General features: G+C 56.6%; 11 protein-coding genes and 1 pseudogene. 9 read left to right on the top strand and 3 right to left on the bottom strand.

From position 1 onward, the window contains the following. Positions 1–24: 24 nt before the first annotated feature. Positions 25–159, top strand: a pseudogene (locus BJ985_RS07045) (acetate kinase); the annotation flags it as partial. 115 nt (positions 160–274) lie between these two features. Here the strand turns inward: BJ985_RS07045 and BJ985_RS07040 are convergent. From BJ985_RS07040 to BJ985_RS07030, 3 genes are read right to left on the bottom strand one after another with little or no spacing between them, the layout of a single operon-like run. Beyond that, the gene (locus BJ985_RS07040; protein WP_179387027.1) at positions 275–2848 is read right to left on the bottom strand and encodes a serine/threonine protein kinase; all 2574 of its coding nucleotides are present in this window, start codon (positions 2846–2848) and stop codon (positions 275–277) included. Then, on the bottom strand, positions 2845–3858 hold the full coding sequence (locus BJ985_RS07035) for a glutamate ABC transporter substrate-binding protein (RefSeq protein WP_179387026.1): 1014 nt from the start codon (positions 3856–3858) through the stop codon (positions 2845–2847). The genes BJ985_RS07040 and BJ985_RS07035 overlap by 4 nt, the downstream gene beginning before the upstream one ends. Then, entirely contained in the window at positions 3858–5303 is a 1446-nt protein-coding gene (locus BJ985_RS07030) for a GlnX family signal transduction membrane protein (protein WP_179387025.1), read from the bottom strand. The genes BJ985_RS07035 and BJ985_RS07030 overlap by 1 nt, the downstream gene beginning before the upstream one ends. A gap of 70 nt (positions 5304–5373) precedes the next feature. On the opposite strand from BJ985_RS07030, the gene BJ985_RS07025 reads away from it, so the two are divergent. The 8 genes from BJ985_RS07025 to BJ985_RS11740 all read left to right on the top strand — a co-directional run bounded on the left by BJ985_RS07025 (position 5374) and on the right by BJ985_RS11740 (position 16438). Next, positions 5374–5868: an NUDIX domain-containing protein gene (locus BJ985_RS07025; RefSeq protein ID WP_005329848.1), complete on the top strand. Its 495-nt coding sequence runs from the start codon at positions 5374–5376 to the stop codon at positions 5866–5868. 29 nt (positions 5869–5897) lie between these two features. Beyond that, positions 5898–6881, top strand: a complete 984-nt coding sequence (locus BJ985_RS07020) for an ABC transporter ATP-binding protein (RefSeq protein WP_179387024.1) — start codon at positions 5898–5900, stop codon at positions 6879–6881. A 6-nt stretch (positions 6882–6887) separates the two neighbouring features. Beyond that, entirely contained in the window at positions 6888–7667 is a 780-nt protein-coding gene (locus tag BJ985_RS07015; RefSeq protein WP_150851243.1) for an ABC-2 transporter permease family protein, read from the top strand. 594 nt (positions 7668–8261) lie between these two features. Beyond that, a complete protein-coding gene (locus BJ985_RS07010) occupies positions 8262–9566 on the top strand; it encodes an LGFP repeat-containing protein (RefSeq protein ID WP_179387023.1) in 1305 nt (434 codons plus the stop codon). A 41-nt stretch (positions 9567–9607) separates the two neighbouring features. Next, a complete protein-coding gene (locus BJ985_RS11835; RefSeq protein WP_179387022.1) occupies positions 9608–10501 on the top strand; it encodes an AbfB domain-containing protein in 894 nt (297 codons plus the stop codon). Between the two features lie 110 nt (positions 10502–10611). Beyond that, complete coding sequence (locus BJ985_RS07000; RefSeq protein ID WP_179387021.1) at positions 10612–14613, top strand: coiled-coil domain-containing protein; 4002 nt, start codon at positions 10612–10614, stop codon at positions 14611–14613. A 17-nt stretch (positions 14614–14630) separates the two neighbouring features. Continuing rightward, a complete protein-coding gene (locus tag BJ985_RS06995; RefSeq protein ID WP_040425393.1) occupies positions 14631–15470 on the top strand; it encodes a hypothetical protein in 840 nt (279 codons plus the stop codon). Beyond that, positions 15470–16438 (top strand): hypothetical protein, encoded by a 969-nt coding sequence (locus BJ985_RS11740; protein WP_236587117.1) that lies wholly within the window; start codon positions 15470–15472, stop codon positions 16436–16438. Before BJ985_RS06995 ends, BJ985_RS11740 begins: the two co-directional genes overlap by 1 nt. Positions 16439–16442 lie beyond the last annotated feature (4 nt).

Below are 16442 nucleotides of genomic sequence, written 5' to 3'. Positions count from 1 at the left end.
GGTCCGCGCAACCTGGTCCGTTCCGACCAGCCGCGCATGATCTCCACCGAGGATTCCCCGGTTAAGGTCTTTGTCGTACCGACCAACGAAGAGTTGGCTATCGCTCAGAAGTCCGCCGAAATCGCCGCAATGGCGCGTGAGGCTGGCCTCTACAAGTAAAGATTCTCACGTCTAGCTAACGGCTGGACTTTGAACAACGGGGCGTGTGGTGTAAAAGACCGCGCGCCCCTTTTCTAGTTTTCTGCACCCTGTTGGCTGGTAGCAGGAAGGCAGACTAAAAAGTGGTGACGGGGCGGACCTGGTTGGCTAGGTCGACGAGCGCGTAGCGGTGGCGGCTAAACGGTGCTTGGCGCGCGAGGGCGCGGAGTGTCTCGGAGAGACCGGTGCGCAGGCCACGCTGGGTAAAGGCGTATTCGAAGAGGTCGTTGGGGGAGGCGGCGCGCGAGAGATCGGCATTGCGCAGGAAATTCAGGCCGGCGGAGATGACGGCAATCTTAATCTGGAGGAAGCGCGGCTCGTTGGTGGGGACCTCTTCGAGGCGTCGGGCGGCGCGGCGGATGCGGGACTCGGAAAGATCGTGGACGATGAGCTGGAGGATCGTCGTCAAGCGGGCCATGCGATAGTGGCGCGAGGCATTGGGGACCTTGTCGAGGACCACGACGGCTACCTCCACCTGGCCCTCGGAGCGCAGCTGGCGGGCGAGGCCAAAGGCGGAGGAGACGGTGGTGGGGTTGGTGGACCACACAATGCCGTAGAGGCGCATGGAGTTAAAGCGCAGCGCGGCCGGATCCTGGGTGACGTGGTTCCAGATTTCCGGCTGGCCCTCAAAGGCGGAGTTGGGGAGATCTGCCAGCGTGGAATGCATATTGGAGCAGGCGCGGGCCACGGTGGGGTCAATGAGCGCGGTATCGCTGTAGTCCAGCTGCTGCAGGATGAGCTCGTTGATGGCGGCGATGGCGAGCTTGGGTGCCGCCTCGCCCGGCAGAAGGTCGAGGACGGTGGAGAAGTATTTCTGGGCGTCGCGGTAGTCATCGTGAAGCAGCTCGGTAATGCCGGCGTACCACTGGAAACGCCAGTCGCGGCCGAGGCGGTCCTCGATGGAGCTCAGCCACTGGCGGGCTTGGCCGGTATAGCCTAGGTCGATCATGGAGCGCACCACGCCCAGCGGGATTTCGGCCGAGTGCTCGTACTCGGGGGTCTGCATGGCCTGGCGGAGGGTCTCCAGGGCTTCCTGTGGCTCCGCATAGGAAGCGCCCTGCAGCAGGCCGGCGCCCACGTCATCGCGGTCCAGCAGCGGGGTGGGCAGGGCGGAGACGACCTCGGGGGCGGTGATTTGGACGGTGCGATCGATGCCGTCGATAAGCTGGTCGGTGCGAAAAACCAGGTGCTTGGTGCCGAAGGTGGTACGTTGCGGCGAGAAAAGCGAATGTTGGGATGGGTATTGCAGGCCGTCGCGGATGGCGATGACCTCGCGCAGCACGCCGTAGAGCTGGGTGCGCAGCTCTTTAATGGAGGTAAAGCGGCGCTGCGGATCCGGGTCGGTGGCGCGCTGCAACAGGCGGTAGAGCGATAGGAAGCGGCGCAGCTCCGGCTCCTCGGTCGGGGTGGGGATGCCCGGCAGATAGACGCCGTCTTCGGTAGGTAGCTTGAGGCAGAGCGAAGCCAGGGTGCGGCCGATGGTGTAGATATCGCTGGCGATGGACGGGCCCTCGGTGGCCACTTCCGGGGCCTGGTAGCCCTTGGTGCCGTAGATATAGCCAAACGCGCCAATGCCGGAGACCGCGCCTAGGTCAATGAGTTTGACCTGGTCCTCGGTGACGATGATGTTATCCGGCTTTAAGTCGTTATAGACCACCCCGCGCGAATGCAGGTACTCCAGGGCCGGCAGGATTTCTAGGATATAGGCGATGGCGATATCGACGGGCAGGAGCTTATCCGGTTGCTTTTTGCGCCTGCTTCTTAGCGACGGCCCGCCGACATACTCCATGACAATAAAGCCGCCGGGCACCCGGGCGTCATCGATGAAGTTGAAAATCTTGACGATGCCAGGGTGGGTAATATCGGCGAGGAATTCGCGTTCTGCCACCGCAGCGGCGGTTTCATCGGCCGATTTTTGGGCCTGCATACCTTTGAGGACCACCACTCTTCCGGAGACAAAGTGATCATTGGCCAGGTAAATCCAGCCCATGCCGCCGTGGGCGATAACGCCCAAGATTTCGTACTGTCCGGCCACCATGTCACCGGGCTGTAGCTGTGGTGGCGGAATCTTCTTGCCGGAGGATTCCTCGGTGGGGTCAATGAGCGCATCGGTCGGCTCGGCCGGGGTGATAAACGGCAGGCGCACCATGCCATCAGCTACGCGGCGCTCGGCGCGGTGGGTGCCGCGGCGCTCGCGAAAGGTGTCGAGCGCGCGGCGGCGCGAGCGCTGCGAGGAGTCCTCCTGGGCCTTTTGGGCGCGCTGTTGTTCGCGCTGGGCGCGGATATTGTCTAGGTCTGCTAACAGGGTGGAAATGTGGTCTGGATCGATGGAACCATCGGCGTCCTCGTCTTCGTCCGCGAAGGGATCGAAGGCAACCGCGGAGGTACCGGCGTCATCGCCGGGCTCATTCTCGTCCGCAAAGGGGGCAAAGGCCACGGCCGCGGTGCCCTCGTCATCCTCGTCTGCAAAGGGGTCGAAAGCAACGGCGGCGGTGGCGGGGCCGTCGTCCAAGGGGGCATCGTCCAGCGCATCCGGCTCCTGCGCGGAATTGGCGGCATTGGTGGGCTGGCGGAAGGCGCGCTGCGTATCGAGGTTCTCCGGCTCGATGTACTCGAGCTCGTCGTCGCTGAAATTCGGGTTATGGCTCATGGCTTAGCGTCCTCCTCGATGTACTTACCGGCCGGCAGGGTGGGCTCTTCCAGGTAGGCGCCGAGCCACTCTTCAAAGATTGTGGACCAGGTGCCGTCGCGGCGGATGCGTTCGAGCGTGGAATTTACTTGGCGCAGCAGCGGGCGGGTGTCATGCTGCTTGCTGGGGCGGCGCACGGCCACGCCGTAATTCTCGGTCTCTAGCGGCTCGCCCACGATGGAGGTATAGGAGTCTTGGGCGGCCATGCCGGAGAGCAGGGCATCATCGACGACGATGCCATCGGCCTGGTTAAGCTGCAGGGCCATCAGGCAATCGCCCCAGGAACGGGTAACCAAGATATCGGACTTGGGGGCGTGCTCGCGGATGGTTTCTAGCGCGGTGGACGCGCCTACACCGCATAGGGTCTTACCGGCGGCGTCTTTCACGGACTTCATGCCGGAATTGGTGAGCACCAGCATGCGGGTTTGGGTGTTCATATAGGGAATGGAAAAGGCCACCTCGCGCTCGCGCTCCGGGCTAATGGTCATGGTGCGCACGATCATGTCCACCGCGCCGGTATTGAGGGCATTAACGCGGTCGGAGGATTCTATGAAGCGGAAGTCCACCTTATTGGGATCGCCAAAGATATCGCGGGCAATCTCGCGGGCGATATCCACCTCGAAGCCGCGCACGTCACCGGTGGCGGCATCGCGGTAACTCATCAAGTTATTGGAACGATCCACGCCCACGATGAGCCGGCCGCGCTTGACGATGTCCGGCACCCGCTCCTTCGCTTTCTTATCATCCGGGCGGTAGCTGCCCTTAATCTCTTCCTCAGAGGCGCGCTGCGCGGCGGTGGAGCCGGCCTTTTCAACCTTCGCTCCTTCCGGCAGCGGCGGGCCCGGCCGGGAGTCGAGGGGGCGCTCGGCGGGCGCCTCTAGCGGCGGGGTGGAGCGAACATCGCAGGAGGCAAGTGGCAGCGCGGCGCAGGCGCAGGCGAGCGCGGCGAGGGTAAGGCGTGGGCGGCGCATTAGAGGTACTCCTGCAGTCGGGGACGGATGCCCAGCCATACGGCAATAATGGCGCACAAGGTCAGCAGGAACACGGCCGAGGACACCGCTGTCATGGCGGTCAGGCCGCGCTCCAAGTAGCTGCGCATGGCGATGCGCGCCTGGCCGATGAGATCCGAAAGCTCCGCGTCGAGCTCGTCATAGGAACGCGCCGCGGTCATCTCTCCGTTCTTGGGCTCGGTCGCCGTGGCTTGGTAGATGGCCTCGTCATAGTCGCCGTCCTTGAGCGCACCCATGAGCTTGTCGTGGGTGCCGCGCCACTGCTCGGCGGCAGCCCGGGCGCTGTGGATGAGTTCTGGGTCGGTGACCTCCACATCTTCATCATTGAGCGCTTCCTCATAATCCTCGAGGGCCCCTTCGATGGAGTTGATGGAGCTGGAAAAACGCACCATTGAATCCTCCTCGGAGGAGCGCAGCACCAGCGCGAGGGTCTCGGAGGTGCGCGCCTGCTGCGCCTCAATTCGTGAGGCCGTGAGCGAATCCCACGGGCGTGAGGCCGTCTCGAAGCCCTGGTGGCCGGTGGACCAGGTGGCGAGGTTGGATAGCGCCACCCAGGAGATGGCCAAGAAAAGCAGCACGCTGGCAGTTAAGAAGCCGCGGTTAAAACGCCGGCGGGTCTGGCGCCACAGCCACCATTGGGCCACGGCGAGGAAGAAGAGCGCCGCCAAGAGGCCGGAGAGCGGCACCCACTGCGGCGAGGTGAGCTCTTGCTGCTGCTGGTTTACCTTGGCGGTGGTCAGCTGGAATAGCTCGGAGGCAGCCGGCAGAATACGCTCGCGCATGAGCGCCGAGGCATTGGACATATAGGAATTGGCCACCGCATTGCCCGCCCGGTGATTGGCGCGGGCCTTTTCCACCATTGCGGTATAGACGGGCAGCTCGCGTTGGATAAAGGTCACCAGCTCGCGCACCCGGCCATCCTCTTTGGTGGTGCCCAGCACGGATTCGGTAGCCGCCACTGAGGCGGCATCGATGGCCTCGTTATAGCTATCGCGGTTGCGCTCCGATTCCACGCCGGCCTGTACGAAGCCGGTGGTGGCCACGGTATCGGCCACTGAGAGCGAACTATAAAGGTGGTGTGCCGCGTTTGACATCGGCTCGGTGGTGGTCAGCAGCTCGTCTAGGTCGGAGTGGCGGGCGGCGGAAGATTGGGACATCGATAAGCCGGCGGCGCCTAGGGCAACGGTGAGAATGAGCGTGACCGTAAAAAGCTTGCCTGGGGTGGTGGAGGCGAAGTAGTAGAAGCGGCGCAGCAGGCGCGCCGGGCCCGCGAACCATTCCATGGCGCGGCTGCTGAGCCCGCTGAAGGCCGGGCCGGTGGGCGCGGTGACCTCATCGAGCCAGTGATCGCTCGGGTGAGCGTGCTCGTCATGCACGCTTTCTGCCCGGACTGCCTGCTCGGTCATTCACTCAGAATAGCGCCCGCAGTGTGCTGGGCGCCACCATATACCCGCGTGTGTGGCTAGGATAGGCAGCATGCATAACCCTCACAGTGGAGACGGCTGGGCGGCAGGCCCCGGCGGCATTCGCGTCTGGGGAAAATTTGGTGCCGCCGGCCTCTTCCTCGTCGCCGGGCGCAAGGTGCTCCTCCAGCACCGCGCCGCGTGGACCAATCACGGCGATACCTGGGGGATTCCGGGTGGCGCCCGCGACTTTACGGAGACGCCCACCCAGGCCGCGCTGCGTGAAACCCATGAAGAATGCGCGATTGCACCCCAGGACGTAGAGGTGCTCGATGCGCGAGTAACGGCCGGGCCCTATCCCGCGGCGGGGGATCTGCCGGGGGAGTGGACCTACACCACCGTCCTAGCACGCACGCGCACCGGCGCCCCGCTTCCTACTACAGCTAATGAAGAGTCCTATGAGCTGCGCTGGGTGCCTTTTGAAGAGGTAGAAAGCCTCCCCCTTCTGGCCGCCTTCCGCCACGCCTTTCCCACCCTGCGGGAGAGCGTGGAGGCATTAAACAGGTAAAGTTGCCGGATTTATGGCACGCTAGTGCTATGATCGAAGTAGAAGGACTGACTAAACAATATAAGTCTGTCCGCGCCGTTGACGATCTCACCTTTCAGGTAAAACCCGGCATGGTTACCGGGTTCTTGGGTCCCAATGGCGCGGGCAAATCCACCACCATGCGCATGATCCTGGGCTTGGACACGCCGACGGCCGGCAGGGCGCGCATCAACGGCAAGCGCTACCACGAGCTGAAAGATCCCCTGCGTGAGGTAGGCGCCTTGCTCGATGCCAAGGCGGTGCACCGCAACCGCAGCGCCGCCAACCACCTGAAATGGATTGCGCAGTCCAACGGCATTTCTACTTCCCGCGTTGATGAGGTCTTGGGGCTGGTAGGGCTTTCCGACGTCGCCGGTAAGAAGGTCGGCGGCTTCTCCCTCGGCATGGGCCAACGCCTGGGCCTGGCCGGCGCGCTGCTCGGTGACCCCGGCATCCTCATCCTGGATGAGCCGGTCAACGGCCTCGACCCAGAGGGCATTCGCTGGGTCCGCCAGCTCGTACGCGCCCTGGCCGATGAGGGCCGCACCATTTTGATTTCCTCCCACCTGCTCTCGGAGATGTCTCAGACCGCCGATCACCTGGTGGTCATTGGTAAGGGCCGCCTAGTGGCGGACCAGCCCACCTATGACTTTGTGAAGGACCACTCGCAGTCCTCTGTGCTGGTGCGCTCCGACCATCTCGATGCTTTCAGCTCCGCGCTGCGCTCTGAGGGCATCGCCTTTACTGAGTCCACCGACGAGGAAGGCCGCCCCCGCCTGGTGATTTCCAACCAGACCACGGACTTCGTGGGCCAGCTGGCCTACTCCACCGGGGTGCCGCTTAATGAGCTCAGCCTCAAGCGCGCCTCCTTGGAGGATGCCTTCATGGAGCTTACTGGCGACGCCGTCCAGTACCACGGCTCCACCGGTGCCCCCACCCCCGGAACCGCTGGCGCCGCCACTCCGTTCGCTCGACCCACCCGGCAGGAGGTTTAATTCGCCATGCTGAATACCTTGAAGTCCGAATGGACCAAGCTGCACACCACCCGCTCCTTCTGGTGGACCACCTTCATCTTCCTTTTCTTTGCCTGGGGTTGGGCCATCCTCAATGCTCGTTTGACTAAGCCGGCAGAAAATCCTGAAGAGGCAGCGATGGGCATGGGGGTTATCACCTCGGATGGCGCGGTGTCTTTCCTATTGTTCCTCGGCCTGCCCGTGCTCATGATCCAGGCCATCATGATCGTGACCACCGAGTACCGCTTTGGTACGCAGACCATTACGTTTATGGCTACCCCGCGCCGCTGGTCGGTGGCCTTGGTTAAGCTGCTCATGTACGCGGTTATCGCGGCCGCGCTGACCTTTATCGCCGTGGCGGGCGCCTACCTGCTTACCGAGCTTTTTGCCCACGATGAAGTAGCCGCGGAATTTCACCCTTGGGATGACGAGATGGGCCAAAAGCAGCTGTGGAAGTACCCGCTGGCTGCCGCGCTGCTCGTCCTTTTCTCGCAAGGCCTAGGACTGCTGCTGCGCTCGACGGCTGGTGCCGTGGCAATTGGCCTCATCCTTTTCCTCGGCGTGGACAATCTCGTAGCCACCATCCCCAAGGTCGGCAGCAAGCTGGTGAACTACATGCCGTTTAAGTCTTTCCAGTCCTGGCTGCTGGAGATGGAACCTGTTGATGCTCCGTGGAAGGAAAACTGGGGATTTTGCCTGGTATTTGTTGCCTGGGCCGTTATCCTGTGGGGCCTCGGTGTCCTCTTGTTGCAAAAGCGCGACGCCTAAGCGGCTCTAACGCACAGCACCGCCCCGGATGGCAGCTCATGGGCTGCCTGCCGGGGCGGTTACTTGTCTCCGCAACAGCTTTCCTTTGAGGCTGGTGGCTAAGCCTAGAAGTTTGTCTGGATTATCTGCGGGACGTTGTTAAGAAAGTGCCCTCTGTGCTGCGCGCACGAGTCGGGCGAGCGTGGCGGCGTCTAGCGCGTACTCGTAGTCTCCACCGCCCCCGTGGGCTTCGATGAACAAGGCGCACAGGTGCGTGTCCTGGGCTTCATGAACAATGTCCGTCACCGCTTCACCCACCAAAGCGCATCGTTGACATGCAATGTGTACACTGCCCAGCCTGAATGTGCAGTGTAAATGTTTAGATTAGAGTTATATGTACCCCTCATATAGGTTATTTTGAATACCTTTCGCGAGACGCGAAAATCGAGTCTGCGCATGTGCTCATCTGGCGTTTTAACGAATTATTTAGTTTTTAGATAAGGTTTCAAAACACACATCTATGGACTGTGTGCAACCGTAGCGATACCCTAACTCAGGCTGTCAATTATCTGGTGTTCAGCTGTTTTTAAATGCGGTGGTGTGAAAGGGCTACGGATGAAATTCGCTAAGAAGCTGACTGCAACTATTGCGGTATGTGCAAGTGTTACTTTTGCTGGTGCTGGTGTTTCAAGTGCCAAGGTTTTTCACGGTCATTGGATTGGTGGTCGTATTGAAGAGGCGTATCACCGGCTTGGTGGGTGGAAGACTTTTGGTGACGCTACAACTGATGAGCGTGTAGCTAAAAATAATGGTCGGTTCCAGGTGTTTGCTAAGGATGCCTCCATTTACTGGCATGCCGGTGTTGATAATGGAATTGCTCACCAGGTGGGTGGGCGTATTCGCAATAAGTGGGGAGATCTTGGCTGGGAAGGCGCGGCCTTGGGATATCCCATTACTGATGAGTTGAAGACCCCTGATGGTAAGGGGCGGTTTAACCATTTCCAGGGCGGGTCTATCTACTGGTCGCCAGAGACTGATGCTCATCAAGTGTGGGGAGGAATTCGCGATAAATGGGCTCAGCAAGGCTGGGAGACCGGTGAGCTAGGATACCCAACCACTGATGAGTTGCTTACCCCAGAAAAGACTGGGCGCTACAACCATTTTCAAGGCGGATCTATCTACTGGTCACAAGCTGGCGGGGTCCATAGTATTTCTGGCCCCATTCGGGATTTTTGGGGAAGTCAGGGATGGGAGCGTAGCTCTTTGAAGTTTCCCACATCGGAAAAATACGCTGCAGGCGGAGGCATAAAGCAGGATTTCCAGGGCGGATCTATTCAGTATTTTGAACCTACTGGCAAGGCCCTGGAGGCTTATGACAATCAGAATATTTCGAGTTACCGTCAGATTTATCCACTGTTTAACACCACCGACTTCAAGCGGTGGCATGCAGCCGGGGTTTATCGTGAAGTTATCCAAAACATGGATAAGTACTTTCCTCTCTCAGGGTGCCCTGACGAAATTACCGAGGGCTCCGTATGCACTTTTACAGGTGTGGGCGGAGCTAAAAGCAAAGTAACCGTAGAGCGTATCTCTGATGAAGGGTTTTCACTGGTTACTGCTAGTGATCATCCTGAAGGCGGCGGCAGAACACTAAACATCCGATTCGATGAAGTAGCTTCCCCCAATGCAGATGATGACGATGTTGTCTTCGACAACGACAGCGTAGAAAATTCCTACACCGGCTCTGACAAAACATGGGTTCGCCTCGTAGTCGAATCCTTTGGCCCGACACAGACCTCAAAGGTTCAAGGTCCTTTTAGCTCCGATCACATTGGTTCACAGGTATGGAGCAAGTTTGCCGGAACTGTGCGTTCAACCATTAATTCCTCTTCGACGACGTATATCCCGTTGTCGAAGTAACCACGGTGTTCAACTGCGTACCTAGATTCAAGGAGCCTATTGTGAATTCTTTTGTCCAACGCTTATCTATCGGAGTACTTACCTGCATAGTTTCTGCTGGTCTTGCTACCTCTCCCGCACTAGCGGAAACGCCTGTGAACACCACAGCAGGCGACGGTGGTCTCGTTCAAAAAGACTGTGCTACTGGGGCGGAGTACGTGCGTATTGATTCTTCAGAGCTGGAAAATTCTAAAGCGTGCTTTTTCCTTACAAAGCCCACAGGCTGGGTGGCCGTGAACATTACGGGATCGTATGGAGTTGTCAATCGCTTAAAAGTACCGGTTTCAGTGGCCTTTAAGTTGCCTGATGGTGATGTGTACTGGCAGCGAGTAGTGGAACCAGGAAAAATCCAAAGCATCGACGTTGGCAATAATCGTTCTACCGTTGTTGAAATGCAGGTCACCCCGGTAGCGACCTCAACCGGTGCTGGCACTGGCGACCTTAGCGTGGATACAGCCAACCCACACGTGATCAGTATGCGTTCTGCTGGCCGATATGCCGGCGGAAAAATACTGCGATTGTCTTGGGCCGGAGTAGAACTATCAAGCATAGATAGAAACTCAGGCTTTAATGATCGCCTCGACGCGTCTTTTAAAGTAGTCCCAGCCCGCGATGGTTCTCAGTGCCTGTCCTTGGAAGCAGCCGCATATCCAGGCGTCTTCTTGACCATGCACTCTAACGGATCGGTAGCTGTTCAAAGCAACCCGAACGCCAAAGGTGCAACGTGGTGTCCTGCAAGTGTGGCAGAAACTCCCACAGGAACTCGCCTTGCTTCGGCACTAAATCAAAATCGTGTTCTCACAGCAAGTGGGACGCAAAAGGTTGCGACCACCACTTCTCGCACGAGTGAATCGGTGTGGTTTATCGACCAGGGCCTTGCCCTACCCGGGAAGTAAACACAAAACATGTAATAAAAGGGCCGCCACTGTGTATGCCTTTTCAGGCTGCTTTCGCTGTAACGCATAGCGCCCAATTAACCCATACCTTTAGATAAGAAAGTCCGCACATGCGCTACAAGCATCATCACCCTGCGAAGACAGTGACACATTGCGCTCGAAAAATCATGTCCGTTATCACCGCTGCTGCAGTAGGGCTTAGCCTTTCGTCAGCGCATGCGCTTGCCCAAGTAGATCAACGCGACCTGGGTGCTGAGATTGCTGATGAACAGCAAGCGCGAAACTATGCCATTGAAATGGTGAGCACCAACTTCCCTGCCTCGCAGGCAGCTGCTGAAGAAGTACTTCGAGGCGGGCAAGAAGAATTATCTGCTTATGCGAAATCAGGCATGGATGAGGCCCGCACTCAAGACCTTCGCCAAATAGTGGTGACAATCTCTTCACTATCTGAAGAAAACGTTCAAAACGCAGCCAAACAGGCACTTGATGCAGGTGATATCGACAGTCTTAGCAACTTTATCGATACTGGGTGGCAAACAGCCCAAACCGAAGATGATCGTGCCACCGCGTGGAAAGCGACCCAAGCGCCAGAAGGAAGTGTCCTTAAATCAGCAGCCGAAAAGGCACTATCTACAGACACTGAAGAAGCCCTAAGCGAGTTTGCAGCAACAGGTGCAGATAAAGCTCGCTGGGATGATAAACGACGCGAAGTCTACGAACTTTCCCGATCCCCACTCCCATCAGTTGCTGCAGGCGCTTCAGAAGCACTGATGACAGATACAGATACAGCAATTGAGTCGTATCTTCGCTATGGGCAGTTTGTTGATGCGGCCCAAGACTCAGAGAAGATGAGTATTACCGAACTGGTCGATACCGCTATCGAAGAGTCCGATAAAGCCCAGCGTGCCGCAAGCTTCGCTGCAACAAACGCTGACCAAGCCAGACGGGCAACAGAGGCATCTCGACAGGCTACTCAAAAAGCAAAAGATGAGGCACTAGCCGCCGATGCAGCACAAGTAAGGGCAGGCAATGCCGCAGCGTCGGCAGGAAAGCTTGCTAACCAGTCTGCCCAAGTAGCCGATAACGCAGTGGCTGCAGCAGCAGAAGCACGACAAGCCTTAGCCCAAACTGCCGATGCTCTAGCTCGTGCAGCCTCTGCTGCTTCTCGGGCACGGATTGCAGCCCAAGAAGCAGCATCCCGTGCTTCTGCGGCAGGCTATGACGCCTCCATGGCATCTCAAGCGCGCCAAGCAGCCGAACAAGCTCGTGATGCTGCACGGGCTGCTGACAAAGCCGCGCAATCTTTTGTCCACGCAGACGCCGCCGCCGGCTTTGCCCGCACCGCCAGCGGCGCCGCAGCCAGCGCTGCAAACAATGCAGATGCGGCAGCAGCCGCTGCATCCGAAGCAGCAGCCGCCGCAGGAGCCGGTGACCAAGCCGCAGCAGAAGCACGAGCAGGTGCCGCACGAGCACGCGCAGCAGCCTCTCGAGCACGCGCAGCCTCTAACGAAGTCGACGGAATCGTCAACCAGATCACCGAACTAGTACAAAAAGCCCGTACAGCAGCTCGACAAGCCGCCGACCACGCAAACAAAAGCGCCCAAGCCGCAGAAGACGCAGCACGAGAAGCCGGCAATGCCTCTGCCGCCGCACAAAGAGCCGGCGCTAATGCCCAATCAGCCCAAGAATCAGCGATAAAATCCATCGAGGCCATCAACCTTGCCAATGACATCGCCAAACTTTCTCAAGAAGCTGCCACCCAGCGCCAAGAACAAGAAGCCCAATACCTCAAAGACCAAGCAGTATATGCACGTGAACTCGAAGATGCACAAGATAAGGTAGTCCACGATAACAAGGAAGAAAAACAACGCCTGCAAGCAGATCTGACAGAACTTGCCTCTCTAGCGCAAGTTCCTGAGGAGAGTATCGACACTGCAAAAGTCCAGCAACTTACAGTCTCTGCTTTACAAGTAGGCGATTCCATGGTCCAGGGCGGCGCTCAAGTCGCACTCCAAACCGGATCTCACGAAGATCTTCTGGCCTTCGTGAAGTCTTTCGACTCCCTCAAATACCAAGACAATGTCACCAAGGCCCAATTCTTGTGGCAGGCAGATCCCAACCCAGAAATCCGCAAAGCTGCCGACGAGCATATCGAAGACCCTCCAGCAGAGTTAGACACGTTCCTTAACGAGACTGTTCACACTATGAAAGTCCCGGAACTAACTCGACAAGCTTGGCAGCTTCGCGACGCCGGCGGCAATACCGTTAAGGAAAAAGCTGACGCAGCCATTTCTTCTGGAACCTACGATGACCTTGCCGATTTTGTCGTTGAAGGCGGCTTTGAAAAAGCTCGATATGAAGACCAACAACGCCAAGCCTACGAACTCGCAAGAACCGGCGGACCCGAACTTAAAGCTTCTGCAGAAGCAGCCGTGCTCGGCGACCGAGCCATGCTCAACGAATTTGTCTCTGTTGAAGCTTTTCGAAAGTCTGGCGATGATGCCGAGCGCACAGTTTACAACGACAGTATCGACGCTCTACTTCAACAGGGTTTTTCCGCAGCACAAAAAGCATCCGAAAGCGCAGCTAAAGCCCAGCAGTCCTACTACGCCGCCTATGGCGATTCTGTAAAAGCAAGAGACTACGCCAATCAAGCTTCGCAGTGGGCAGGAAAGGCAGCTCAATCTGCCCGAATCGCACAAGACCATGTGCGCAACGCAGAAAACTCCCTACGCTTTGCTCTAGCCCAGAAAGAGCGAGCTCATGCTGCCGCCAACCAAGCGGAAGCCGATGCACGACAAGCTGGCGCTAATGCCGATGCAGCTACCAGCTATGCTTTACAAGCACACCAATCAGCAAGTGATGCCGCAAGTTCTGCTGCAACCGCACGCCAATCAGCCAATCAAGCCGGCTACGACGCTCAGCGTGCAGGCCAAGCAGCTCAAGAAGCCTACGACGCAGCAATCCAAAAGCAACTCGCAGAAGAAGCAGAACTACAAGAAGCCTCCATGGCTGGAGCAGGTGACAACGCACCGACAAGCGTTCTTGATGCCATTAAAGAAACCATCGGCAAAGAAGCACTAAACATCTTGCTTGACTTTATAGGCGTTACCGACGTAATCAATTGCTTCAAGGGAGAAATCTCAGGCTGCCTCTGGACTGCATTAAGCTTCATTCCAGGCGGGGCCATTGTTAAGTTCGGCAAAGGGTTAAAGGCAGCATCGGCTATCCGGAAACTCTTAGCCAAGCTCCCAGATGTCAAAAAACTCCTAAGCGTACGCAAGCAACAAAAAGCAGACCGCCTTATCGCTGGTCTGAGTAAACCAGGAAAATGCGGGATCGCACTAGCAGCATCTCGCCAACAACCGACGTATTCCTTCGCCATACACAGGCCAACACACAACAAGACTAAAGCACATATTCAGCCTGCTATCTCGCGCTGCGGCGGATATCCCAGGACATTTACTGTCCATCAGCTCGATATCCACACGTTAACCCCAGATGAACTTAACGTGTTCATGAAATGGGACAGGACAACACCGCTAAGCGATATTAAAGCTTCCGAAATCATGGCCTTTGGGTACAAGACCAAGGAGACGCAAGTCATTGCGGCAATTTCGAGCCTCCAAGATAAGGTTGCAAATTCAGTAATTCAAGTCCCAGTAACTCAACCGCATATCCTAAATAAAATTGGTTTGCGGAATGCTCCTAAACCATTGGATCTGCATAAGCGAACAGTTGGGAAAACCTCCGCGCAAAACCAGTTTGCCCAGATGCAAGCATTATTCGCACAGAAGCGAGGCGCATCGGCTGCACGATTAAATCAGCGTGATGTTGATTTTGTCTACGATGAAAAACTTGACAAAAAGGTTCTAAAGACTCTTAGTCGCGGACGCCCTGACGTTAATATTGTCGATAGCTCTGGCCGGTCAATAAAGACGGAGTTTGATCGACCTCCTGCACCACGAGCGTTTCACCATGCACGCCAACTATTGGATGCCAATCCGAATGCAGACGTCTGGCTTCTTACACTCGACGACATCGACGAATCCGACGACCTCATGAAAGTCATCACGGCCAATCGAAACGCAGTAGATAGCTACAACCCTTAACTTGGAATGGTATGAGAATGACCCTTTACCTTCGCCGAGATATTGATTATCTGTTTGCGCCATATTCCTATGACCAATTGTTCCTAAAACTTCCCTACGACTATGCCGTAGAGGCGGCTTCACGCTCGCGAATTTTCATCACGCCTGAAGGTGCTGCCAACAGTTACTGGTCACAGCAATATGTAGAGATTGACACGACGGTCGATGACCTTCCCAACGCGCTGCGCCTTGGGGTACGGGATCCGAAGATTCCTCGCCGTTGGACGGCAGTCCTGGAAACCAAGAATCCTGAATGGGTATGGTTCCTGTGCGATAGGCCTATGGAATACGAACAGTTTCTGAGTTTCATTGGACTTGTTGGATCGATTCCTTTCGTCCCGGGAATGACCCAAGTGCTTATCCAGGACCATCCTGACGAGCGAGAGCTAGAGGACGCACTCGGCTCACGCACTGGCACTAAGAACCTCACGGTCCACTCCTATGACATCCATGCCGCTATTGGACTTTCAGAACCAGTACCCGAAAATCGAGGCGAGCAATTCTTCGACGTAGGCATCGGTGAAGGCGAGTCAAGGTTTCAAGCATTTACACAATGGCCAGAGGCGGAAGAATTTCACTTCCCTGGGTTGGAAAGACTAAAAGCTAAGAAAGGACCTTTACGGAAACGGTTTACTACCCAGGATCTGGCTGACTGCGCGCATCTTTTTGGGCTAGATCCTTTCAATAGAGATTTCCTCACCGGACGTGCCACGCTAATTAATGCAGGCTACCCTCTTGCGCAAGCCTATGGATCTTCAGCAATTTTTGATTATCCAGAGCACACGTGGGATCGAGAACATGAAAGGAGTGAAGGTTAATGAAGAAGTTTTTCTTCACCGAGTCCATCGCACCTATATCGTACGAAGTAAAACTCCTTCGATTTCCAATTGAAACTGTCGTCAAGGAATTTGAGAAGTGGGCTTCAGGCTTCGATAGCCCTTATGCAAAACCCTATCTTTACAGGGAAAATCACAAGGTCGAGTGCAACGTTCATGTCAAAAAAGTAGCGGCTGGCAGAAACCAACTAGCAGGACTAATCAAGCCACAGAATCATATTCTTCAGTTTGTTTTTGTTCCTACTAACTCGGAGTGGACGGCTGTATTCGGGCCATGCTCATTCCCACAATCAACTAAGCTCCCAGGAATTGCCGAGTTTTCCTACGACCTTGCACTCCAGCAAGAAATTACGCCGCAGGTCCCGTACTACATTTCTATAGAGCATGAACCATGGGTAGACAACACTGATGAAACTTTTTCCCGCCGAGCAAGCTATGGAATGCTTCGTTTTTCAATGCGTGCGATTCCTTCGAAACCTTATGAAACTTACCTCGATTGCTATGTATACCGCTGTCTGACAAATGAAACTGCTAAAAATTCCAATGGCCGGTGGTATCGATATATGAGGTTTCTTTCTGATCAAACCGAACCGTTTAAAGACTACGGTTTTGATTTTGATTCCTTGCCAAAGGTCACTGAGTTTCCGGAAGAGTCTTTTACCGACGAGCACGCGCGGATTATGTGGTCCCAGTTTGGAGAAAAGCAGGTCGAAGACATCCTCGCGCCGCTGGGTGTGTCCCCGTATGACGATTCCTTTTATGGGACAGAAGGCTATCTAGTGCGCTTAACTCCGGCGCAGGTTGCAGATACTTATGAGGATCAATTGGTAGAAGCGAAAGACTACGATCCGCCGGCGCGTATCCCTCTAGAGAAGTATCAGTTCTTCCAGGGACTTCATGACGGGCCTATCCGAGCTTGGTCATCGATCCCTGTCTCAGAGCAAGGATGAGTTA

Origin of the sequence: Corynebacterium tuberculostearicum, from assembly GCF_013408445.1 — a bacterium.
Taxonomy (GTDB): domain Bacteria; phylum Actinomycetota; class Actinomycetes; order Mycobacteriales; family Mycobacteriaceae; genus Corynebacterium; species Corynebacterium tuberculostearicum.
This window is presented reverse-complemented; position numbering and strand designations above follow the sequence as displayed.

Coding starts and splice junctions, on each gene's coding strand:
- BJ985_RS07040 (WP_179387027.1), bottom strand. CDS start 2,848: ATGAGCCATAACCCGAATTTCAGCGACGACGAGCTCGAGTACATCGAG.
- BJ985_RS07035 (WP_179387026.1), bottom strand. CDS start 3,858: ATGCGCCGCCCACGCCTTACCCTCGCCGCGCTCGCCTGCGCCTGCGCC.
- BJ985_RS07030 (WP_179387025.1), bottom strand. CDS start 5,303: ATGACCGAGCAGGCAGTCCGGGCAGAAAGCGTGCATGACGAGCACGCT.
- BJ985_RS07025 (WP_005329848.1), top strand. CDS start 5,374: ATGCATAACCCTCACAGTGGAGACGGCTGGGCGGCAGGCCCCGGCGGC.
- BJ985_RS07020 (WP_179387024.1), top strand. CDS start 5,898: ATGATCGAAGTAGAAGGACTGACTAAACAATATAAGTCTGTCCGCGCC.
- BJ985_RS07015 (WP_150851243.1), top strand. CDS start 6,888: ATGCTGAATACCTTGAAGTCCGAATGGACCAAGCTGCACACCACCCGC.
- BJ985_RS07010 (WP_179387023.1), top strand. CDS start 8,262: ATGAAATTCGCTAAGAAGCTGACTGCAACTATTGCGGTATGTGCAAGT.
- BJ985_RS07000 (WP_179387021.1), top strand. CDS start 10,612: ATGCGCTACAAGCATCATCACCCTGCGAAGACAGTGACACATTGCGCT.
- BJ985_RS06995 (WP_040425393.1), top strand. CDS start 14,631: ATGACCCTTTACCTTCGCCGAGATATTGATTATCTGTTTGCGCCATAT.
- BJ985_RS11740 (WP_236587117.1), top strand. CDS start 15,470: ATGAAGAAGTTTTTCTTCACCGAGTCCATCGCACCTATATCGTACGAA.